A 21,714-nucleotide genomic window follows, 5' to 3' on the forward strand; every position below is an offset into this window, starting at 1 on the left:
AGCTCAGCCATCCCCAACCAGAGCGCCAATGGATCCAGCACGTAGCCAGACACTTCACAGAATGCCCTGGCTTTGAGGCGGATCCTATCCGCGAGGCAGAACTTCAGATTTCCACAACAGAATTGCGCGCAGTGCGAGAGAACTGCAGAACCTGTTCTTCTTCGTGCAGCAGCTGGAGCAGAAGATCCTTATCCTCATCCGGCAGATCCGAGTCGGCAACGAACCGGGCAGCCTCGGCAATCGCTGCACCCAAGCTCTCCCCTGTGTTCAGGCGCCTGATGACATCGGAGATTTCCGCGTGCGAGAATTGAAAAACGTTTGAAATCAGCTGCATGTGCTTAGGCAAGCGCTCTTGGCTTCCCTCCTGCCAGCTGCCGCCCTTTCCAGTCATGTTATCCTGCGGCATAGCGGATTATCCGACACGCTGCACCAGATCGTCCTCCTGGCCGCCAGGTTGGCCTGACTTCAAGATGCTCTGCAACTCGCGGTTGGAGATCTTCATCGCATTGATATAGCCCTTGGGAGCGATGATCCCCAGCGGAGCCGAAACTGGGGAATGCGAGAAGGTTAGCACGCGGCCTAAGCCAAGTGCCTCGATTTCCTCTGTCATCGTAGAAGGAATCACAACCGGCCGCCTCAGATCACTCAGGAAGCTGCGTGCAAATTCTTTGTTGTTGATGGTAATCATATTGCCTGTGTCCAGGCCGGCGACGGACAGGTTGGCCTGAATTTGCGACAGCAGTTTGGGACTGACACCCGAAAAAATCGCCGCGCTGTCGGGTACGTTCCGCCAAGGCAACGCTCGCTGGCTGTCGCTCAGGATGTTCAGCCCTGACGGCACGGCCAGGGAAATGGCCACCACACCAATCTGCTTGAAATCAACGTTCGAGTTGTCGGGAGCATCATCAATCACACCTAGGATCGCCTCCCGTTTGGCAACCGAGTCTATGACTTCCTGGCGGCTGCGGGTTCCAATCTCGATATTGCTCTCCTGGTAGCGGCGCATAATTCCGGTCAGTCGGCTTACATCAATGCTGGAAGAGTACGCATCTTGGATCAGCGAAGACTTCCGCAGCGACTTATGCAGACGGGTGATCTTGCCGATCTCCAGCTCATAGGAGCTGACCACACGCGAGAACACCTTGAAGACCTCCTCTCCCTCCCGGGTCAGTTTGGCGGTTCGGACTTTGCCGGATCTCAGAAACAACTGGTGCTTTGAGATGCCTTCTATTTCATCGACGATGGCTGCGGCCGCCGGCTGTGAAATTTTTACTGCCGCCGCACCCTTGGTAAAACTGCCAGCCTCCACAATGGCCATAAAAACCTTCATCTTCCTAAGACTGATTTCCATATAATCTCACCCTCACCCAAAACGGAAAAGGCATGCGCGCTAACAGATCAGTTGAGCGGTTAATGACCAACGGATAGCTGGAATCACTATTTGCCTTTGCAGAAAATACAAGGGCACAATTTTGATAGAAACTTAAGTGTTTTGCCTCGGATTGTATGTTCGCCAGTCTCGAACGAGCAATACATACCCTTACAATCAAGGGCGAGTATAAGTGAGATGGTGAGGTAACAAAACAGTGAACTTCTTCATTCATTACGCCTGCCTTGAAAAATTAACCCCAATCATACGGAACTATGTGTGGCTTTGAGTTTCAGACGGCACACTTCAATGCCCCCTCCGCCAAATTCTACGGTTCAGCTCATACTTTCAGATAGTTAAGTTGAGGTCTCAAACCACTTGAAAGACAGGAAGCAGTTGCACGGGTGCAGACTGGAGCGTATCCTCATGAGAGGATTTTTCTTTGCAGTCACCCGATTCAGGAAATTGCATCAAGAATTTTGGAATGCATTCGCTCCCAAAAACTGGCGCGGAAACTTGCCCAGAACTAAATGAATAGTTCGACTGCAAGTTATAACCCTAAAATTGCAAAAGCCATCCGATCGCATAATCGAGATTTCAAGGTATGTTAAAAACCCAAGGTCCCCTTGGAGCTCTTACTAGTTGCACGTTCGATCGATTGCAACCCATTCTGGCCGCTTTTTCAGGCAGCTCTTCTTTAGCTGCAGGCAAAAGGAAAATGCAAATAAGATATGTGAATGGGTCATAAAATTTGGAAATAGGGTAATGCATACTGACCATTTTCAGCCCCCTGCCCAGCATCAACAAAGCCGCAGCGCATCAGAAATAGCAAAAACAGATTACGTCATAACCTGAGCGTAAGGTTATCAAAGATTGAATCGGGGGTATTTGGTATGCCTGTTGCCAGCGGCTCGTTTAAATCATTCAGCGAAGCTGGTGTAAGCTTCGACAGTATCCTCCACGACGGGATGCTGGGCGGGCTGCCTGCAGTGAAGACGTACCTTCAGCTTCGCCGGAAAATGCTGTTGAGGAACATGTCGCAAACTTCATCAGCCGGAGCCGATCCGGCCAAATATATCCGGGCAATCAAAGTAATCGACCAATCCGTGGCGCTGCTCGACCTGCTGGGCAGCACAGGTCCGGAGAGCGGTGAGCCAAGCTAATGCTGATCATCAAAATCATCTCTGAAGAGCTGGAGGATCGCTTTGTCAGCCTCGGCGAAGGCGTGCATGCCGTCGGCTCAAGCATCAGTTCCGATATTGTGCTCCTGGAAGAGCAAATCGACCCGCTGCATTTTCTGATCAAGGTGTCCCCTCATGGCGTGGAAGTGGAAATGTCGCCGGACTCCAGCGGTCATTTTCAAAGCAGCGGCGAACCTGCAGGCCGTCCAGCCGCGCCGGGATCCGTGCTGCAATGGGGCTGGGGCGACAGTCTGACGATTGGCGGAACGCAGATCAAGATGCAGGGCGAAATGCTGAGCTCCCCAACAGCTTCCCTGCCGCAACCGGAACCGGCCGGAAAGCCGGCACAGGGCTGGCGGATCAAGCTGGCTGGAAGCGTTGCAATTGGCCTGATGGCCGGCGTTCTCTTGCTGACTCAGGTTGGCGCAGTTGAAACTGAGCTGCCCGGAATAGGATCAAGGGAAGCGTCTGAAACCGCTAGCCATGCAAAGGCCCTGGACCCAATCCTTGCTGCGCAAACTACCATCCCAGACCGGCAGGAAATTCTTGCCGGGCTTGAAGCGCTTGGCCTGCAGGTAACTGGCCTTGCCCGATCAGGCGATGCCTGGACGGGAGTCCTGCGAGTCCCGGACAGGGCGGAGCAAGAGCGGATAGAGGCCTCCCTGTCCGGCTTGGCCCCGCATTTTTCGCCGCGCTTTTTTGCGGACGACCGGTTGGCTGAGGCTGCGGAAGTCGTGGTTGAAAGCTTGGCCCTGGGGGCAACAATCGAAACCGTCGCTGAGGGTGTGGTCAGCGTATCCCGGATGACAGCAGACGCCCCCAAGGCGCAGATGCTGCGGACAAGCCTACTTGCAGATGTCCCGGGCCTGAAAAGTGTCGTCTTCGATAGCCGCCTGCAGGAGACCGCCGCGATGGTCGAAAGCAAAATCGCCGGAACCTGGGCAGGTGACTTCCCTTATGTGCTGCTGGAAGACGGAAAAACAGTCCGCCCGGGCGAAACGATCGGGAAGGACGCTAAGCTCATACATGTGCATCAGAAGTCAATTGTTATCGAGATCAGCGGCTCCCGGCAGAAAGTGGAGCTGCAATGAATACCGCCGGACCTGAATTCAATGCAGACGACATGTTTGTGCTGGGGAACATCGCCGCAACAGCGATCAAGACCGGGTATGGCGATTTGGCCCAACCGCTTTTGAAGCTCATCCAGGAAGAACGCCCCGCCAACGCCGGCGCATTTGTGCTGGAAGCCATGTACCTGCATTCCATAGGTCAGACAGAAGAGGCCCGGCTTTTTCTGGAAACGTCCGGTGCCTTTCAGACAGAGAACAATCGCGACGAGGCCGTCGCCTTCCATCTCTATCTGCTGCAACAGGCTGGCAGCATTGAGCAGGCTCATGAGCTTGGCCAGGCTTATCTGGCAGAAGAACTTGTCACATCGCCGTCAGCAATTGCCGCGGTTTCCACCGTGATCGCCGAATGCGCCGATGAGCTTTACGAAACCATCGAAGCTTCAGACGAAATACCCCAGTCGGAGGATGCGTAAATGATCTCAGCCACCAGCAACGCAACGGCGGCGCCATCGCCGCCTGCCCAGGAGGAAGCCGGCGTACCCGGAATTGCCAAGAACTTCAGCGAGACGCTGAAGGAGTATGAGCGGCACATCTCCGGCGACATTGAAAAATCTCTGGAGCCCGGCAGCGCGATACTCAAACTTCCCCAGCATGTTCAGGATCAGTTCAAGAAGTGGGATGACCAGTTCACTGATCCCGAAACCCGCGCGCTGATGGAAGCTGTTAAAAAGAAGATCATCGAGATGCACAACAGCAACACGGACTACATCCGCGACAAGGTGAAATCAAACGCTGACAAGATAAAGATCGAGTTTGCCATCAAGGCAATCAGCAAAACGACAAATGGCATCCAGCAAATCCTGTCTGCGCAATGATGAACCTGTGGGCTCCGACAGGTCGCGCGTCATGATCCGGGACTCGCTTGGCAATCTCCGTTGCTGGTGCAAGCTGGCAGTGTTCGCAGCCGCCGTCTTTCTGGCGGGCTGTCAGGTGGAACTGAACAGCAACCTGGAAGAGCGCGAAGCAAACGAGATGCTGTCCAAGCTGCTGGCCCACGGCCTTGTCGCGTCTAAGGAAAAACAGGATGGCAGCGTCACGCTGTTTGTTGAGAAATCCCAATTCGGTGCAGCGGTTGAATTGCTGAACGCATATGGCCTGCCGCGCCGCAAGTTCGTCAACATGGGTGAAGTTTTCAGTACCGACGGGCTTGTCGCCAGTCCGATGCAAGAGTGGGCCCGCTTCAATTTTGCCCTGAGCCAGGAGCTGTCCAAGTCGATCTCCTCGCTGCCTGGCGTGGTTTCTGCGGAGGTGCACATAGCAAACCCCCGCAATACCAAACCGTTTGAAGACCCGCCGCCGCCAAGTGCATCCGTTCTGGTGGTCATCGGCGAAGACTACATAACCGAAAACCTGATCCCGCAGATCAAGCAGCTGGTCTCCTTCAGCATTGAAAACATTGATTACGAACGGGTCGGCGTGGTGTTGTCTCCGGTTCCGCCGCCCAAAGTCGAAACGGGTCAAATGGTCAGCTTTGCCGGTCTGCTTGTGCATCAGAGCAGCCTGCAAACTGCCAGGTTCCTGGCGGGTGCTGCAGCGTTGCTGGCGGTAATTGGCCTTGCAGGCTCCTTTGGAATCTTCAAATGGCTGCAAGGCCGCGGCAGCGGGAGGCCGGCACCTTGAGTTTTGCCAAGATGTCAGCACGCCCTTCGGAGTATGTGGTGCCCGATCAGTTTCAAGCCATGACTGGGCTGAACAATCCGGCGCTGGCTGTATCTCTGTGGCAGACTCCGATGCTGCGGCTCTCTATTGATGACTTCCTGCGCGACAGCTTGCTGCCACTGCCGCAGCTGCCTGGCGATACAGCTAGCATGTATGAAAGCATAGTCTTCAGCAGTCGGGACGAATTGCTGCGTCTGGCGCGGATTCAGTCGGTGCTGATTAACTTTTCAGCCGTGATTTCAACTACACAGAGCCAACGGCTCAATACAGTGATCGAATGGTGCGGGGATGCCCGTGTTCTGGATGTCCTGCGCAAAAGGAATCTGCCGGCCTTCACAGCCTTTCCCGTCCTTTCCAGCCTCTCGATTGACATGCTTGAGCTTTACGCCGGGCATGTTCTCACTCATCTGATCGGGGTTCTTCCCAAGGCTTGCCGCCAGCGCCTGATGCTGCGGTTTCCAGCCGGAACCTTTGCCGGCGAGAAGGTTTTTCCGGCCGAAGATCCCGACAGGCAGGCTTTTGAGGCTTACATGCGCCTTGCGGTGCCGATTTGGTCTTCCGGGGAGGCGCAGCATGCGCAGGATTGAGCTGCCAGGCCAGGCTCCTATGCCGGCCAACGGGATCATCCGCGGGGATCTGCTCGCCGCGGTCAATGAAGCCGATGCCTGTGTCGCCGCGGCCAGGGTTTGGGCGGAACAGGAGCAGCTCAGGATCACCGAATTGGGCAAGGAAACGGAGGCCAAGGCGCTGCTATCAGGCTACGAGGCTGGCCTGCAGCTGTTTGCCGAGGCCAGCGGGCGCCTGGATGCCGCCCGGCAAGATCTGGCCGGCAGGGTTGAAGAGCTGGTTACCCGCAGCCTGCGCCAGGTGCTTGGCGGCATGCCCAAGGCGGATCTTCTGGAAGCGACATTTGCTTCGGTCCTGGCTGAACTCAGATCCGAAACCGCCCTCGTTGCACGGGTGCATCCGAACCACGCCAGCGCGTTTGCTCATGCAGTGCAGGCCTTTCGCGACCGCTTTGGCAGCCAGGTGCAAATCAGTGCTGAATTCGATCAGTCCATGTCAGCAGACGACTGCATGATCTATACCGATACAGAGGTCATCAACGCCAGCGTGCCAGTCATGGTCGAACAGCTGATCACCGCATTTGTGAAAACCGCGGAACGGGGTGGCACAGATGCAGTCTGATCCGAATGGCCGCAAGGATGGCCTGGACAGCACTGGCCCGGCAATCTTCAAGAAATACGGGCGGGTGCAGAACGTTTCGGGTGCGGTGGTCCGGGCCACCGGCAACTACAGCATCGGCGAAATTTGCTCCATCACCCGCGCCAGCCAGGCCCCAATCCTGGCCGAGGTGGTTGGCTTTGACGGGCCCGAGGCGCTGCTAACCCCCTACGGCTTCTCCAATGGCATGTCCTATAACTCTACCATCCGGCCGGTCATGCCCGAGTTTCTGGTTCCCGTGGGCGAAGCGATGACAGGCCGGGTCGTGAACGGCCTGGGCAAGCCGATTGACGGCGGCCCCGTGATCGAGACAGAACAGTTCTACCCCGGCATGCGCCCTCCCCCCGACCCGATGAGCCGCCCGGTCATTGACCGGCCGTTTTCGCTCGGCGTACGGGCATTGGACGGGGTTCTGACCTGCGGCGACGGGCAGCGGGTTGGCATTTTTGCCGCCGCGGGCGGCGGCAAGTCCACCCTTATGTCCATGCTGGTCAAATTTGCAGAATGCGACCGCTGCGTAATTGCCCTGATCGGCGAGCGCGGCCGCGAAGTCCGGGAATTCGTCGAACACCAGCTGGGTCCGGAAGGCATGGCAAAATCCATCGTGATTGTCGCCACGTCAGACAGCCCGGCCATCGAACAGGTCAAGGCTGCCTACAGCGCAACGGCCATTGCCGAGTACCACCGCGACCGCGGGGAACGAGTGCTGTTGCTGATGGACAGCCTGACCCGATTCGCCCGGGCGCAGCGGCAGATCGGCCTATCCGCCGGTGAGCCGCCAACGCGCCGCGGGTTCCCCCCCTCGGTCTTTGAACGCCTGCCCTCGCTGCTGGAACGCACGGGCAAGAACGAACACGGCTCGATTACCGCACTTTATACGGTGCTTGTCGAGGGCGACGACATGAACGAGCCAGTAGCAGACGAGGTGCGCTCGCTGCTGGACGGGCATATTGTGCTGTCGCGCAAATTGGCGGCCTCCGGCCATTATCCGGCGATTGACGTGCTCAGCAGCGCCAGCCGGGTTTTGGGAGCCATCACCAGCGAAGACCACCAGGCGGTGATCGGTAAGATGCGGGGTCTGCTTGCAAAATACCAGGAGATAGAGCTGCTCGTCCGGATCGGCGAGTACATCGAAGGCTCGGATCCCGAAGCCGACGCGGCAATACACTACAAGCCTCTAATTGACGGTTTTCTCAGGCAGCGGACCAGTGAGTTTTCCGCATACGACGACACCCTGTCGCAGCTGTTCGAGATGCTCGGCCATGCGTGAATTTGCCTCCCTCGTTGCGGTCCGGAACCGCAAGCTGGACCGGTTCCGCAGTGCTGAACAGGCCGCCAAGCGCGTGCGGGTTGCGGCAGTGAAGGCCGTCGAGGACGCCCGCGCTGCGGTGGAAGATTACCGCAAGGAAATCATGACACTTGAAATCGACTTGCTGAATGAAGTGCTCAATACCCGTGTGGCGATCACCGATCTCACCGCAATTGAACAGACCCTGAAAGCGGCAGAGGAAAAGGCCGTCGCGCTGATGGAAGACGTCCGGCGGGCCGAAGAGGAGCTGCAGGAGGCAGAAGCCGCGCAGCGGCAGGCAAGCCTGGACAAACGGGCGGCGCAGGCGTCTTTGAACAAGAGCACTGAAATTCTGAACATTCTGAAAGAAGAGCACAAGGCAGCCCTCGCCCACGCCGAAGATGCCGAAATCGACGCCTTTGTCGAAATCCGCTTTGGACGGGCAAGGGCCTCGAGATGAACAAGTTTGCCGGGTTCCCGAAAATCGCCCCGGATGCGGCCGCACTGTGCAATTTGCTTGCAGGACGGCAATGGTTTTTTGACGGCCAGTTTCGGGTTTTCGGATCGGACACCGAAGCTGTGCCCTATTCCATAGGCATTGTCTTTCAGGGGATGGAGGCGCTTCCGGACCAGCTGATAGGGATATCCGCCGAAACCGGCTTTGGAAGTTTCGACCTCTTTGTTGCCCCCGAACTGGTCAGCCGCGTCTGCGATCTCTGCCTGCCAGGCTGGGAGCAGGAGCCCGCGGCCGCTGTCCGTACAGACTGGCTGGCCATGTATGCACTGTCGCAAGTGCTCGAGACCATCGGCCTGACTCAAGAAATCGAAGCCGCCTGGGCAGAACAGGGCCTGATGCGTCTCGGACCGCAGGACCTTGCCGGTGCCATCGGCGGCACGGTCTTTCTGGACGGCGCAGGATATGCCTTTGCCATCCGTACCTGGTCCGTGCAGGCCGATACCGTGACAGCCCTTGCAAATCAGATCGCGGACTCGCGCGTCAGTCTGGCCGACCCGGGATTTCAATTCGGTGTCCAGACCGCGCCAAGGATGGTTGCGCTCGGTGATTTCCGGATCTTGTCGCAGGGCGACATTCTTCTGCTTCCGTCAGGCGCAGAGGGCATTCCAATTCAGGCCCGGCTTGGCCCGGACAGATATTGGGACGGAACACTGGGGAACGATGGCGTTGCCACGTTTCAAGGCCAAGGCAATTGGGGAAACAGCATGCAGGAACAAGATTATTTTCCGTCGGAGCTGTCCGAGTACGACGCGGAAGCAGACGGGTATTCAGAGGACGGTGGTGCGGACTGGCTAGAGGCTGAAAGCACGCTTCAGGACGCAGAACAGGATGGCATGCAGCCTCCCGCACAGGGATTTCCGCTGGAAGACCTGCCAGTGCGGCTGGATTTCAAACTGGCCTCAAAGACCTTGACACTGGCAGACTTCAGCCGCCTTGCAGGCGGGTCGGTGATGGAACTGGAATTCGATCTGAACACCGCGCTCACCATCGAGGCAAACGGCACCCCGGTTGGCACCGGGCAACTGGTTCAGATCGGTGACAGCATCGGGTTGCAGATCGCTAAATGGCATCCGAAGAGCATTGCCGCAGATGAGTGAGGATCTGCCAGCCATCATCCCCACGGCAATTGCAATTATGGGACTGACATTCCTGCCGTTCCTGGTTGTGATGGGCACGGCTTTTACCAAGATTTCCATTGTTCTCATGCTGCTGCGCAATGCGCTGGGGGTTCAGCAGGCACCATCCGGGATGGTCATCAACTCCATTGCGCTCACCCTGACCGCATTCATCATGGTGCCGGTGGGCGATGCCATTCTGCGGGAGCTGCAACAGCAAAACCTGGGTTTGACGGACTGGGACAGCGCACTCCGGGTCTTTGATGTGATGACCACCAATATGTCCGGCTATCTGACCCGGTTTTCCAATGAACGCGAGCTGGAATTCTTCATGGATGCGGCGCGGGCGATCTGGCCGGAAACGATGCATGGCTACATCAAACCCGACAACATCTTTCTGCTGCTGCCTGCTCATGTCACCTCGGAAATCACACGGGCCTTTGAAATTGCCTTTCTGCTGTTTCTGCCCTTTGTGGTCGTGGACATGATCGTCTCCAACATCCTGCTGGCAATGGGCGCAATGATGGTTCCTCCGATGCTGGTGTCCCTGCCGATCAAGATTTTGCTGTTTGTTGCCGCGGACGGATGGGCCCGGCTGCTGCACGGGCTGATCCTGAGCTATGTCTGACAGGAGCATTCATGTCCCCGAATGAAGTCATGCTGACCGCAAAGAACGCTGTTCTGATGGTCTTTTACCTGTCCATGCCAATCATCATCGCCGCAACGGTGGTTGGCCTGATCATTGCCCTGCTCCAGACCCTGATTCAGCTGCAGGAGCAAACCCTTGCCTTCGCGGCCAAGCTCGCGGCGGTGGTTGCAATGTTCTTCTTTACCGGCAGCTGGATGTCCTATGAACTGCTTAAGCTGCTGGAGCAGACGCTTGACCGGATCGGCGGGCAATAGGCGCGCGGGAATGGAATTCGAACCCTTTGATACGGGTCTCATCGACTTCGCCATTTCCGGCACGCTGCTGGTGATGGCCAGATTCACCGCATTTTTCGCTGTCTCCCCCTTCTTCAGCAAGCGGGCGATGGGACGCTCCGTTCGTCTGGGCTTCATTCTGGCCGCAGCCTTCATATGCGCACCGCCGGTTGTCATGCAGCTGCACAGCACACCGGAATTGGGACGGAATCTGCATGTCCTGGTGCTGAAGGAATTTGTTCTGGGATTTCTTCTGGGCGTGCTGACCTGGCTGCCGGTGCGCGGTCTGGAGTTTGCAGGCGTGGTTCTGGACACGCAGCGCGGAAGCACGCAGGCACAGGACTACGATGTTATTTTTGCGGCCCAGACAACACCCACCGCCATTTTGCTGGCGCAGACCTTCAGCGCCTATTTCTTTTCCAGCGGCGGACTGCTGATGGTCCTGACAATGCTGTTTGAAAGCACCCGCATCTGGCCGCCAACCGCCCCCTTCCCCGACGTATCGGCCAATTCTTCCGCGCTCCTGATCCAATTCGCGGGCATTCTGTTTGTTACTGCCCTGGCGGTCGCCATGCCGATTTCCGGCTTCATGGTTATTGCCGACGTTGTGATCGCCTTCCTCGCCCGCAGCGCCCAGAGCCTGAATGCCCTGACTTTCGGCATGCCGGTAAAATCCGCGATCATGCTGATCCTGCTCTTCTTCTACCTCGAGATAATCTATCCGAAGATCATGATGACCTTCGGCGAAGCGCTGGCCATGATGTCAAAGGTTCTGGTGCCGTGAGCGGAGAAAAGACAGAAGAGCCAACGCAGAAAAAGCTGGACGATGCCCGCAAGGAAGGCCAGCTGCCACAGCGAAAGAACGTGATCGAGGCTGTCTTCCTGACGGTTTCCGTCTTGCTGCTGGCGGGGCTGGCCGGCCGGATTTCGGCCTCCTTGCAGGCTGTACTCAGCAACGTGATCAACTCTGTTCAGACCGGGTTTGACGAGGGCCTGGGCCTTGTGCTGATCAGCATCAAGGAGCTGGCAGTGGTCTTCTTTGTCTTTCTGGGGGCCGCATTTGCATTCACCCTGCTGTTCGGGCTGTTTCTGAACAGGTTCAACTTCGCCCCCAAGGCGATGAAGCCGAAATTTGAGAAGCTGAACCCTGTTAACGGCCTCAAGTCATTGTTTTCAAAGAACACCCTCTACAACTTTGGACGGATCCTGACGTACTTCATAATCCTGTCTATCCTGTTGTACATCACGATCCGGAACAACTTCACGGATGTCATCAACGCCAGCCATTGCGGCGTCTATTGCCTGGCCCCGCTCTTCATTGGATATCTGAAAACTCTTCTTGCAGTCATTCTTGTCGTGCTGCTGCTGCTTGCCGCTGCCGACTACAAGGTTCAAAACGCCTTGTTCCGAAAGCAGAACATGATGTCAAAGGATGATGTGAAAAATGAGTTCAAGGGGCAGGAAGGCGATCCGCAGGTCAAGGGCGAGCGCAAGTCGATTGCTATGCGGGAAGCGAATTTGCCCAGCCTCAAGGAAGCCACCCACGTCATCTATGGAGAGCAGTATATGGTCGCCATAATCTATTACCCGGATTCCCAAACGCCGCCATTCATGGTTGCCAAGGCGCGCGGAGGAAGCATCGGAAAGGCCCTCCGGCGCAGCCAGAGTTATGGTGTTGGTCTTTACAACCTTCCGGGTGTTGCAAAAGAACTCCACAAAATGGCTGCGCCCGGTTCATATTTGCCTGCAAAGTCGGCCGCGGGTATACATAAGGTCATAAAAATGGAGCAGGCCCGCAATGCATCCTGAAGGGATCAGTGCGGGAATCAAAACAGTTCCGTATCGATTGAGGAAAGCGGTGTGCCATGGATAAGGTTGCATCTACACAAACCCTTGCCCGGGCCGGACGCTGCAAGGCAGCCTCGCGCTTTGGAATGGCCGTGCTGGCGGCAGCGCTGGGTCTCGCCGCTTGTGCGACTCCGAACAGCAATTTCACCAGCGTGTCGTCGCAAATCAATGTGGCCGAGCAATTTGTCAGAAACGGTGAATACAGCCAGGGCTACGGCATCTATGACCGGGTCGCAGAGCGCAACAGCCAATCCCACAAAGCCTTTCTTGAACTGGGCGATTCCTACTTCCGTATCAATGCCTTCCTGAAAGCTGAGACCAGCTACCGGAAAGCTATAGCGCTGGGTGCCCGCGAGGAAGGGCACATCGGGCTGGGCCGTGTTGGACTGGCCCAGAACAAACCCCGCGATGCGGAACAGGCGTTCCAGTCGGCGCTGCAGAAAAACCCGTCCAATATCGACGCCAAGAACGGGCTGGCCGTTGCCTATGATCTGCAGCGCCAGCACAGCAAGGCTCAGGCGATCTACCGGGAGATCCTTCTGGTGGAGCCCGGCCACACGAAAACGCTTAATAATTTTGCCCTTTCCATGACACTGAACGGTTCGCCGAGCCTGTCCAAGCCCCTGTTCGCTGCTCTGACCCAGTCCAATCCGGACAATGCAACCATCCGGCAAAATCTGGCCATCACGCAATATCTGTCAGGTGAGCACCAACAAGCTCAGCGCACGGCGTCCGTGGATCTGTCGACTGCGCAGGCCAATGAGAATTTTCGCCTTTTGTCCCGGGCCCTCGTCCTCGCCAGGTGACATCGCGCCAGCTGCCAAACTGTTGCCGAGCTGAAGCAAGACCAGGCCATCGAAGGGCCAGCATCGGTGCGCCGCGATACAGCGAGATAGGATTTTCCTATTTTGACTTCAGCCGCAACCCGGCTTCTGCTCAAGAGGCAGGAGGCCGCGATGAAAATTTCTTTTTCTCCCAAAATTGCCGGTGCTGACCTTCAGCAGACAGGACCCTTGCAGACAAAGAAACAGCAGAAGAAACAGCCTGCGCCGCCGTCTTCTCCAGGAGTCGCTCCGCAGCCAAAACCGAAATCCAGTCTCACGAGCCTGTTCTCGGAAGCGGCGAAGGTTTTCAAGAAAGAGACCCTTTCACCAGAACAGAAAATGGCGAAACAGGAGGTGAAGTCCGCAAAATCCGTCCTGACGCAAGCCCGAGACCGGGTTGCAGAGCAAAAGAACCGCCTGCAGCGCACGGAAAACAGCTTTGACAAGAACATCACCCAGTTGCGGGCAGACGAGAAGCAAAGCCAAGCCGCCGCGAGGCAGGCCAAGCAGAAGTTCGAAGATTTCACAAAGAACTTCAAGGAACTAAACAAGCCGGTAATTGAGGAGCTGAAACTGAAAAAGGCGCGGCTGGCACAGCTGAAGCGCAATCCGGGACCAAACGCAAAAGAAATCAAGTCGTTGGAAAAGAACTTAGGCGCGGTGACCAATGCCTTGAAGGGGCAGCTGAGCCTGCAGAAAAAGGCCATGGAAGGCACCATCAAACGCGAGGAACAGCGCCAGAAAACGATCAGCGGCATAATCAGCCGCGAGAAATCAAACAAGGCTTCGGCGCTGGTCGAGCAAGGCCTCCGGCTTGAAGATGCCCGGCATCACAAGGCTCTTGCAAAGGGACAGCTGGCGATTGCCGAAGCCGAATTCGCGTTAGCCCGGCTGAAGACTGCAAAAAAATGAAGAACGCACCGGTTATTCAGCCTTCAGTTCAGCCCGAAACGTGTCAATGAAACGGCGGACAGACAGGGGTGCCTTGTCTCCGTAGGGATGAATCGCGGAGATGCGTGTCGGCGGCTGCTCGAGTTGCGGCAGTGCTTTGACCACCTCGCCCGTTTCGACGAATTCCTCCATCAGAATATCCGGCAATAGCGCCATTCCGAACCCGTCTTTGACCAGGCCGCGGGCTACAGCCGCCGTATTGCATTGAACGCAGGTCTCGAACACCAGCTTGGCCTGTTTCCCATCCGGAGTGCGATAGGAATGCTGGATCGGATTGCCCTGCCAGTTCTGCGCAATGTAACGATAACGGGCAACTTCAGAGGGATCGCTGACCCCGTCCTGCCTAAACCCGGAATACCCCAGATAATCCCGGCTGACCCACAGCGACGCCGGCATGTAGCCAACTGTTTGGGTACGGTAATTGCTGTCTGGCAATTCTCCCAGGCGAATGGCGACATCGATTTTATTACTGATCAGGTCAAGGCGGGAATCATCAATCAGCAGGCGCGGCATGACTTCCGGATAATCTGCACGGATTTTTTTCAAGGCCGGAATCACGGCGGAACATACGGTGGCAAACGGGGCTGTGATGGTCAGCTCTCCTGCGGGAGTATCAAGCGCGGAACTGATCTCCTCCTCGGCCTCCCTGGCCATCGACATGATCTTAAGGCAAGCCTGATAGTACATGCCGCCGGTTTCGGTCAGCGATTGCTGCCGTGTTGTCCGGTTCAGGAGGCGCGTGCCCAGTGAATTTTCAAGGTCCTTCAGGGATTGACTGACACTGGACTTGGCAAGCGCAAGCTTTTCCGCCGCGGCTGTGATGGATCCGGACTCAACAACGGCCACAAAAATGCGGACATGAGGTGTGATTGTTATGCTCATGCAGTCGGACCTCAAAGTACCTTGTGAATGTCAGGCAACCGCTATCCTCAAGGATAATTGCTGTTGCGCTTGTCCCCGCAAAGGGTACGAAAGTTGATCAGCGTCACTCAGCACTGAACGGCATAACTATTATCTATAACTTAATCGGTGCGATTAGCTGCACACTCTTAAGCTGAAGTTGCAGTAGTCTAGTCAGTCACAAAGGAGCCGGGCACTCAGAACGCTCGGGCCTGAAGAGGAGATTTGCCGTGCCGGATAGGATATCGCCACAGAACGTGCAACCGCAATTGCCACCGTCTCAGCAAGAAACCGCTCCTCAATCACGGCAGCGGCAGGGCGTGTCCCAGAATGCGACAAATGCCGTACAGAATGCGCAGTCGGCACAAGCCGGAGCAGCAGACCAAGTGCCGGCACGGCAGGTTTTCGCCGCTGCTTCCAACGCATCTGCTCGCGGCGCAGATGAGACTGAGGCCTCCCAGTTCCGAAGGGGAAGCGAAGCACGGGCAGCAACCAAACGCAGAGCAAGCGCCTTCCTTGGCAAGCAGGCAGACCGCACTCCAGCTCAGGCTGCGGCATCTCCCTTTGAACGGGCAAGCCCGGAACGTGCGCAGGTCAAGCGCGGGTCAGCTGCTCCCGGCAAGGCGGCGGATCAAAAGCCTGCGGCTTCCGAAAATGCTGCCTTCAGGGACCTTCAGAGTAAAAGCAAAGTTGCCCGGGCGTTCATGCATATGAAGCCCACACTGATCATGGGCAAAGTCCGCGCAAATACAAAGGTTGTGCATCAGGACGCCGAATCTGTACGCAAGCGTGAACTTAAAAAAGAACGCTACAAGAGCGAGGGTCAAAACGAGGCTACGCTGGCAAAGAAAGCCGCCATAAAAGAGGGGAAGCAATGGGCCCAGCTATTCAAAACCGGCGGCAAATTGGCTGCGCTTGCCGTGCGGAATGACAATAACAGGGAAACCGGAAAATACGGCAACGATCCAGCCTCACAGCTTAACAAAGCCTCGCCGGGGCGGTGGCTGGCAAAATCCAGCATGAACAAGGTCTTCAACACCGAAACACGCGACGACCTCAAAAAATCCTTTGCCGCCTACCTGGACAGCACCCGGCCGGGCTCCTCGATCAACATTGATATGGCAACCAATGTGAAATGGGGGCCGCGCATCCCCATTGGCGCTATCGTGGCCCTGCCGGTTGGGCCGACAGTGGGTCTTGATGCCAATCACGACCGCACCACAGGGTTCAAGATTGAACGGCAGGACGACGGCAATTTCTCGATCAAGCTGAAGTACGACCAGGCTGACGGCGCAGGTTTGCGGGCAAGCGTGGCGCCTGACTTTGGAACCGTCGGCGGATTGGACGAGAGTGTCGACAACAGTTTCCTGTTTGCCGCCGCAAATGCTGGCGGCAGCCACAAGGAGGAGCGCAGCCTCACCATCAAGGACCAGTCGCTGGAAAGAACAGCCGAATTCTTCAATCTCTATATGGATCACGATATTTCCAAGGACCAAGGAGACGACGCTGTTCACGGAAAGAAATCGACCAACAAGTTTGCAGCCTGGGCCGCGTTTGGCCCCGGCGGCTATGCGGATTCGCTGGGCGAGGCCAATATGGGCGGGTTCGCTACGGTCAGTGTCGGCAAGGAGTTGGGCGGCAAGGACAAGACCTACAAGCTTCAGGACTCGCACGCTGGCGACGGTACTAAGGTTAAGGTTGAAGTGAAGACTGAAAAAGTCAAAGCCGAGCACACGATCTGGAACGGCGATGCGTCAACCGACGCTGGCTTTGGATGGGGATTGTCCCAGATCAGGGACGGTGTGGATTGGGATCCGAGGGTCGAGCCTTCCCCTGAGCCGGCAAATCCCGATGTCGAAACCCCAAAACCGGAAACCGGACAGCCGACCGGCAGCTACAACATCACAACGCGCCACCAGAATTTTGCCGGCGAAGGCACTGCTCTGACACGCAATAAGAACGGAAGCGATCCAAAGGACAAAAAAGTCTCCGTGCCGCAGGCGGACTCTCAGCTCCTGAAGATGAGCGCCAAACGCTCGACCATTCCAACCCGCAAGGAGCGCTGGACCGCAGAAGGCAGTTCCGGCCTCAAGCCGGAATCCCTGTTTGGCGAGAAACGTGCCGCCAAAATCATGGCAAAAGCCATATCGACGCTGAAAGAGGCAACAGGCGAAGACTACGATGTCCGCAAGCGGAACCTGAAGTTCAACGCTACAATGACCGTAAAACCGGAGGCATTTGACAAGGCCAGAACCGAGACAATTCAGGAATTCGGCCACGAAGATGCGGCTGAGCTGAAGAAGAAGCTGAAGACGATCCTTGCAAACCCAAAAAAGTTTCACGACGACATCGACTTCAGCGTATCGATGACCGAAAGCAAAACCTATGGTCAGGGCGCCAAGTTCGGCATTCCCTTCCTGGCAAGCGTCATGGAAAAGGCCGACATCACCTTCTCCCGCTCCTTTGAGCTGGGCATCGCCGATGACGACAAGGCCATCCGTTACAGCCAAGCGCAATTTGAAGAGGCCTATGGCCGGTCTGCCAGCAGAAGCGCACCAGAGGAGCAGGCCGCGGCTGACGTTGAGGTGCCTGACAGGTACACAATAAGCACCCCGCCGGGTCTCGAAACAATTCCCGAGGAAGATGAAGGCTTGGAAGGCGATGCCGCCGCGGGAACTGCGGAAGCAACGGAATCGGTCGCGGCATTTTCTCAGCAGGACATGGATGATATCTTTGCGCCGATGAACAAACGGGACTAGCCGTGAAACTTCAGGCTTGATCAGACTGACAGCCAAGCTTTCCGCCCGGACGGCTTGGCGCAGGCCCTCCGTATCAGCGGCCAAGTAACCTGGGCCGCGACATCACGGCAACGGCCAGACACATGCCAGAAGCACAGTTCTAACGGTGATACTGCGCAAACACCTGGCCTTCCAGCCGGGTGATTGCCACCGGCGTCTGGTAGAGCGCACTCAGCCGCTCCGGCGTGGCGGCCTCTGCCACCGGGCCTTGAAAGGCCACCTGCCCGTCCCGCAGCGCCACCACGTGATCGGCCCAGCTGACCGCATAGTTCAGATCATGCACCACAATCACGATGCCTTTACCCTGCGCCTCTGCCAGGTCCCGCAGCTGCGCCATCAGGTTGCGGGCGTGGTGCAGGTCGAGATTGTTCAGCGGCTCATCCAGCAACAGCCAGCCGGTGTCCTGCGCATAGGCCATGGCGATAAAGGCCCGCTGCCGCTGGCCGCCCGACAGCTCATCCAGGAACCGCTCCTGCAATGCGCCCAGATCAAACAACGCGACCGCACCGTCAATGGCCGCGTGATCCGCAGGCCCCAGCCGCCCCGCGCTGTGAGGCCAGCGGCCAAAGCCGATCAGATCGCGCACCCGCACCCGGCTGGCGACGCTCAGCTGCTGCGCCACCACGGCCATCTTGCGCGCCAGCTGCGCCGGTGCCGCCTGCGCCAGATCCATCCCGTCCATGCGGATGCTGCCGCCAGCGGGCGTCATCTGCCGGGCAATCAGCTTCAGCAGCGTTGACTTGCCCGCGCCATTGGGGCCGATCAGCGCCGTCACCCGGCCTGCCGGGATTTCAGCGCTCACATCTTGCAGGATAGGATTTTCCGCAACCCCATAGCTGAGGTTAGAAATTTCAATCACCGGATCTTTCCTTTCACCAGCAGGACCAGGAACAACAACCCGCCGCAGAACTCGATCACAACGGCCAGGGTGGATTGCAGATGCAGCAGCCGCTCGAACACCGTTTGCCCGGCCACAAGGATCAGCGCCCCGATCAAGGCGGCGGCGGGTAAAAGCAGTGCGTGGCGGTGGCTTTGCATCAGGCTGTGGGCAAGGCTGGTGACCAAGAGGCCAAGAAAAGCCAGCGGCCCCACCAGCGCGGTCGCAACGGAAACCAGCGCCGCGATCAGGCACAGCACCCGAAGCTGCAGCCCGTCATACGCAACGCCAAGGCTGCGCGCCGGGCTGCGGCCCAGGGCGGCCACGTCCAGCACGCGGTGATGGCGCACCAGCCACAGAGCGGCCAGCGCCATCAGCCCCAGCCCCGCAACAAGCGCCGAGCGGTCAATGCCGCTGAACTGGGCAAACATCCGCGCCTCGACCATGGTGAACTCCGAGGGCTCCATCAGCCGCTGCAAAAAGGCCGTAAGGGTGCGGAACATCACCCCCAGCACCACGCCGGCCAGCACCATCAGCTTAATATCGTGGCGGGTGCGGCTGAGCAGGCTGCTGAACAGCACCAGCGCCGCGCCCAGCATCACCGCGGTCTCGAGCGCGAAACCCGGCAGGCCGCTGATCCGGCTGGCGCCCGCAGCCCCCAGCCCCGCCACCAGCCCGGTCTGCAAGAGCAGAAACAGCGCGTCGAACCCCATGATCGAGGGCGTCAGGATGCGGTTCTGGCTGATGGTCTGGAACAGCACCGTCGCCACCCCGGCAGAGGCGCCGACCGCCAGCAATGCTGCCAGCTTGACCAGCCGCAGCTCCAGAATATAGGCGGTCGGGCCGCGCAGGCCCCAGAACAGGAACAGCGCCGCCGCTGCCGCCAGCAAGCAGCCCAGAACAATCAGCCGCCGGTCAGCCACCCGCCCGCCGCCCCAGCAGAAGGTACAGGAACACCGCGGCCCCGAGGATGCCGAAAACGGTGCCCGCAGCGATCTCATAGGGATACCGCAGCACGCGCCCCAGAATATCGCAGATCAGCAGCAGCCCGGCCCCGGTGGCGGCCACAACCGGCAGGCCTTCGCGCAGGTTGTCGCCCATCAACCGCGACACCAGATTGGGCACCACCAAGCCGATAAAGGGCAGCATCCCCACCGTCACAATCACCAGCGACGACACCAGCGACACGGTGACAATGCCGAACCCCAGCACCTGTCCGTAACGCAGGCCCAGGTTCAGGCTGACATCGCGCCCCATACCGGCAATGGTGAACTGATCGGCGGCAAAATAGGCCAGCAGCGCCAGCCCGCCCGCCAGCCACAACAGCTCATACCGGCCCGCCAGGATGCCGGAGAACTCGCCGCTCATCCAGACGCCAAGGTACTGCAGCAGCCCGCCCTCGATAGCGATGAAGGTGGCAATAGCCATCAGCAGCCCGCCATAGACCAGCCCCGACAACGGGATCAGCAGCACCTGATGCGGCGGGATGCGCCGTGCCAGCAGCATGAAGACACCGGTGCCCGCCAGTGCCGCGGCGGCCGCCGCCAGCATCTTCGCCAGAATTGGCGCGCCCGGCGCCAGCAGCGTCACCGCCAGCAGGCCCAGCATTGCCGCCTCGCTGGTGCCGGTGGTGCCCGGCTCGACAAATCTGTTGCGCACCAAGAGCTGCATGATCACCCCGGCCACCGCCATCGCGGCACCGGTCAAGAGCACCGCGGCGGTGCGCGGGATGCGGCTGACCGCCAGCACCTGCAGTGCCTGCGGATCGCTCAGCAAAGAGCCAAACGGCAGCGGCCCGGCCCCCACCAGCAGGCTGACCAGCGCCAGCGGCACCAGAAGAGCCGCCGCCAGCAGCAGCCAGCGGCGCGGCGTCGCTGTAACGGGGGCGGCCAGATCAGCCACCCGCTTTGCCGCCCTTTGCAAACCCGGCTTGGATTTCCTCCAATGTTGCGCTCATCGACTGGATGCCGCCGCCCGCCACATAGATATTGGCGGCGTTCAAATAGATCACCTGCCCCTGCGCCCAGGCCTTGGTGCCCGCCACCAGCGCATTATCCAGCGTCACCGCGGCGGCCTGATTGCCCTGCCCCAGCGCCACCGCCCGGTCGACCACGATCAGCCAGTCGGGATCGGCGGCGGCGATGAATTCAAACGAGACCGCCTCGCCATGAGTCTGCGCATCCAGATCCGGCACCGCCTCCGGCAGCTCCAGCGCCTGATGCAGCCAGCCGAACCGCGACCCGGCACCGTAGGCCGACACCCGCGGCCCGTTGGTCATCACGATCAGCGCGTCGCCCCGCCCGGCCACCGCCGCCTTGGCCGCGGCCAGGTTGGCAGCAAACGCTGCCTCCAGCTCTGCCGCCCGGTCCTCGCGCCCTGTCAGCTGGCCGTAGCTGCGCAGCCGTATCACCGCCTGCTCTGCCAAATCACTGCCCCAGATCGTCATGTCGACAGCAGGGGCGATTTCCGCCAAAGGCTCCACCTGCGCCGACGACCGACCGCCCGCGACAATCAGGTCCGGCGCCAGCATCGCAATCGCCTCGAAATCCGGCTCAAACAGCGTGCCGGCAGACTCGGCATGCTCCTTCAGATCATCCAGATAACTCACGAACATCTCGGCAGGCAGGCCCACGGGCTGAACCCCGAGCGCGCCCAGCGTGTCCGCCGCAGCTACATCCAGAACCACGATTCTTTCAGGAATTTCAGGCAGCTCCACCCTGCCCCGCGCGGTCTCAACCGCGACCGCTTGCGCCGATGCCGCACCCGCCAGGGCGAAAAAAACCGGCGCCGCCAGTTGCAAAACCTTCCAATGTGCCATTTCCTGTCCTCTGATGAGATGGACTTCGGCTGGCTTGGAAGGCTTGCTGAAAATCAAGGGGGGCTTACCGGCACATGCTGCAAAAGTCCAGACGCACCATTTCGCTGCCCCTGCGGCAGCCCGCGGATGCGCCCGCCCGGCGAAGGCGCGCAAATCACCGCGCTGTTTGCAGAAAACCTCTTGATGCAGCTGGGCACCGATTGTAAGGAGGCGGCCACCGCACGGTCCTGCACCTGATAAGGCTTCGACCCGAACCTTCAGCTTTGCACCTCCCAGCCCCCTCGAACTCTGGAC

At 58.4% G+C, this 21,714-nt stretch carries 24 protein-coding genes; 17 read left to right on the top strand and 7 right to left on the bottom strand.

All coding sequences use genetic code 11. The annotated features are described in order from the left end of the window. Positions 1–103 precede the first annotated feature (103 nt). Entirely contained in the window at positions 104–406 is a 303-nt protein-coding gene (locus tag K3725_RS21375) for a hypothetical protein (RefSeq protein WP_260019046.1), read from the bottom strand. A gap of 6 nt (positions 407–412) precedes the next feature. Beyond that, positions 413–1,351 (bottom strand): LysR family transcriptional regulator, encoded by a 939-nt coding sequence (locus tag K3725_RS21380; RefSeq protein WP_260019047.1) that lies wholly within the window; start codon positions 1,349–1,351, stop codon positions 413–415. Positions 1,352–2,262: 911 nt separating this feature from the next. Here K3725_RS21380 and K3725_RS21385 point away from each other — a divergent pair. From K3725_RS21385 to K3725_RS21460, 16 genes are all read left to right on the top strand, one after another. Beyond that, positions 2,263–2,532 (top strand): hypothetical protein, encoded by a 270-nt coding sequence (locus K3725_RS21385; RefSeq protein ID WP_260019048.1) that lies wholly within the window; start codon positions 2,263–2,265, stop codon positions 2,530–2,532. After that, positions 2,532–3,641, top strand: coding sequence for an FHA domain-containing protein (locus K3725_RS21390; RefSeq protein ID WP_260019049.1), 1,110 nt, complete (start codon positions 2,532–2,534; stop codon positions 3,639–3,641). Before K3725_RS21385 ends, K3725_RS21390 begins: the two co-directional genes overlap by 1 nt. Further along, entirely contained in the window at positions 3,638–4,093 is a 456-nt protein-coding gene (locus K3725_RS21395; protein ID WP_260019050.1) for a hypothetical protein, read from the top strand. Before K3725_RS21390 ends, K3725_RS21395 begins: the two co-directional genes overlap by 4 nt. Then, complete coding sequence (locus K3725_RS21400) at positions 4,094–4,495, top strand: hypothetical protein (RefSeq protein ID WP_260019051.1); 402 nt, start codon at positions 4,094–4,096, stop codon at positions 4,493–4,495. Continuing rightward, a complete protein-coding gene (gene sctJ, locus K3725_RS21405) occupies positions 4,464–5,300 on the top strand; it encodes a type III secretion system inner membrane ring lipoprotein SctJ (RefSeq protein WP_260019052.1) in 837 nt (278 codons plus the stop codon). The genes K3725_RS21400 and sctJ overlap by 32 nt, the downstream gene beginning before the upstream one ends. Further along, positions 5,297–5,926, top strand: a complete 630-nt coding sequence (locus tag K3725_RS21410; protein ID WP_260019053.1) for a hypothetical protein — start codon at positions 5,297–5,299, stop codon at positions 5,924–5,926. The genes sctJ and K3725_RS21410 overlap by 4 nt, the downstream gene beginning before the upstream one ends. After that, entirely contained in the window at positions 5,913–6,527 is a 615-nt protein-coding gene (locus tag K3725_RS21415; protein WP_260019054.1) for an HrpE/YscL family type III secretion apparatus protein, read from the top strand. Before K3725_RS21410 ends, K3725_RS21415 begins: the two co-directional genes overlap by 14 nt. Further along, positions 6,517–7,833, top strand: coding sequence for a FliI/YscN family ATPase (locus K3725_RS21420; protein WP_260019055.1), 1,317 nt, complete (start codon positions 6,517–6,519; stop codon positions 7,831–7,833). The genes K3725_RS21415 and K3725_RS21420 overlap by 11 nt, the downstream gene beginning before the upstream one ends. Then, positions 7,826–8,311, top strand: a complete 486-nt coding sequence (locus tag K3725_RS21425) for a YscO family type III secretion system apparatus protein (protein WP_260018922.1) — start codon at positions 7,826–7,828, stop codon at positions 8,309–8,311. The genes K3725_RS21420 and K3725_RS21425 overlap by 8 nt, the downstream gene beginning before the upstream one ends. Next, on the top strand, positions 8,308–9,465 hold the full coding sequence (locus K3725_RS21430) for a FliM/FliN family flagellar motor switch protein (RefSeq protein ID WP_260018923.1): 1,158 nt from the start codon (positions 8,308–8,310) through the stop codon (positions 9,463–9,465). Before K3725_RS21425 ends, K3725_RS21430 begins: the two co-directional genes overlap by 4 nt. Next, the gene (sctR, locus tag K3725_RS21435; protein ID WP_260018924.1) at positions 9,458–10,111 is read left to right on the top strand and encodes a type III secretion system export apparatus subunit SctR; all 654 of its coding nucleotides are present in this window, start codon (positions 9,458–9,460) and stop codon (positions 10,109–10,111) included. Before K3725_RS21430 ends, sctR begins: the two co-directional genes overlap by 8 nt. A gap of 11 nt (positions 10,112–10,122) precedes the next feature. Then, positions 10,123–10,386, top strand: a complete 264-nt coding sequence (gene sctS / locus K3725_RS21440; protein ID WP_271908272.1) for a type III secretion system export apparatus subunit SctS — start codon at positions 10,123–10,125, stop codon at positions 10,384–10,386. A gap of 10 nt (positions 10,387–10,396) precedes the next feature. Beyond that, a complete protein-coding gene (locus tag K3725_RS21445) occupies positions 10,397–11,188 on the top strand; it encodes an EscT/YscT/HrcT family type III secretion system export apparatus protein (RefSeq protein ID WP_260018925.1) in 792 nt (263 codons plus the stop codon). After that, a complete protein-coding gene (locus K3725_RS21450) occupies positions 11,185–12,213 on the top strand; it encodes an EscU/YscU/HrcU family type III secretion system export apparatus switch protein (protein WP_260018926.1) in 1,029 nt (342 codons plus the stop codon). Before K3725_RS21445 ends, K3725_RS21450 begins: the two co-directional genes overlap by 4 nt. Positions 12,214–12,269: 56 nt before the next feature. Beyond that, positions 12,270–13,058, top strand: coding sequence for a tetratricopeptide repeat protein (locus K3725_RS21455; protein WP_260018927.1), 789 nt, complete (start codon positions 12,270–12,272; stop codon positions 13,056–13,058). Between the two features lie 150 nt (positions 13,059–13,208). Further along, a complete protein-coding gene (locus tag K3725_RS21460; RefSeq protein ID WP_260018928.1) occupies positions 13,209–13,988 on the top strand; it encodes a hypothetical protein in 780 nt (259 codons plus the stop codon). Between the two features lie 12 nt (positions 13,989–14,000). On the opposite strand, the gene K3725_RS21465 is transcribed toward K3725_RS21460, so the two are convergent. Then, positions 14,001–14,909 (bottom strand): LysR family transcriptional regulator, encoded by a 909-nt coding sequence (locus tag K3725_RS21465; protein WP_260018929.1) that lies wholly within the window; start codon positions 14,907–14,909, stop codon positions 14,001–14,003. Between the two features lie 248 nt (positions 14,910–15,157). Between K3725_RS21465 and K3725_RS21470 the strand changes: the two genes are divergently transcribed. Next, a complete protein-coding gene (locus K3725_RS21470) occupies positions 15,158–17,686 on the top strand; it encodes a hypothetical protein (RefSeq protein ID WP_260018930.1) in 2,529 nt (842 codons plus the stop codon). A gap of 139 nt (positions 17,687–17,825) precedes the next feature. Here the strand turns inward: K3725_RS21470 and K3725_RS21475 are convergent, their stop codons facing one another. Genes K3725_RS21475 through K3725_RS21490 form a run of 4 tightly spaced genes read right to left on the bottom strand, consistent with a single transcriptional unit; the run spans position 17,826 to position 21,420 of the window. Next, entirely contained in the window at positions 17,826–18,584 is a 759-nt protein-coding gene (locus K3725_RS21475) for an ABC transporter ATP-binding protein (RefSeq protein WP_311202236.1), read from the bottom strand. Continuing rightward, entirely contained in the window at positions 18,581–19,525 is a 945-nt protein-coding gene (locus K3725_RS21480; RefSeq protein ID WP_260018932.1) for an iron chelate uptake ABC transporter family permease subunit, read from the bottom strand. Before K3725_RS21480 ends, K3725_RS21475 begins: the two co-directional genes overlap by 4 nt. Continuing rightward, a complete protein-coding gene (locus tag K3725_RS21485; RefSeq protein ID WP_409201607.1) occupies positions 19,518–20,504 on the bottom strand; it encodes an ABC transporter permease in 987 nt (328 codons plus the stop codon). The genes K3725_RS21480 and K3725_RS21485 overlap by 8 nt, the downstream gene beginning before the upstream one ends. Further along, complete coding sequence (locus K3725_RS21490; protein ID WP_260018933.1) at positions 20,497–21,420, bottom strand: siderophore ABC transporter substrate-binding protein; 924 nt, start codon at positions 21,418–21,420, stop codon at positions 20,497–20,499. Before K3725_RS21490 ends, K3725_RS21485 begins: the two co-directional genes overlap by 8 nt. Between the last annotated feature and the right edge of the window lie 294 nt (positions 21,421–21,714).

The sequence above is a fragment of the Leisingera sp. S132 genome, from assembly GCF_025144465.1.
GTDB lineage: Bacteria > Pseudomonadota > Alphaproteobacteria > Rhodobacterales > Rhodobacteraceae > Leisingera.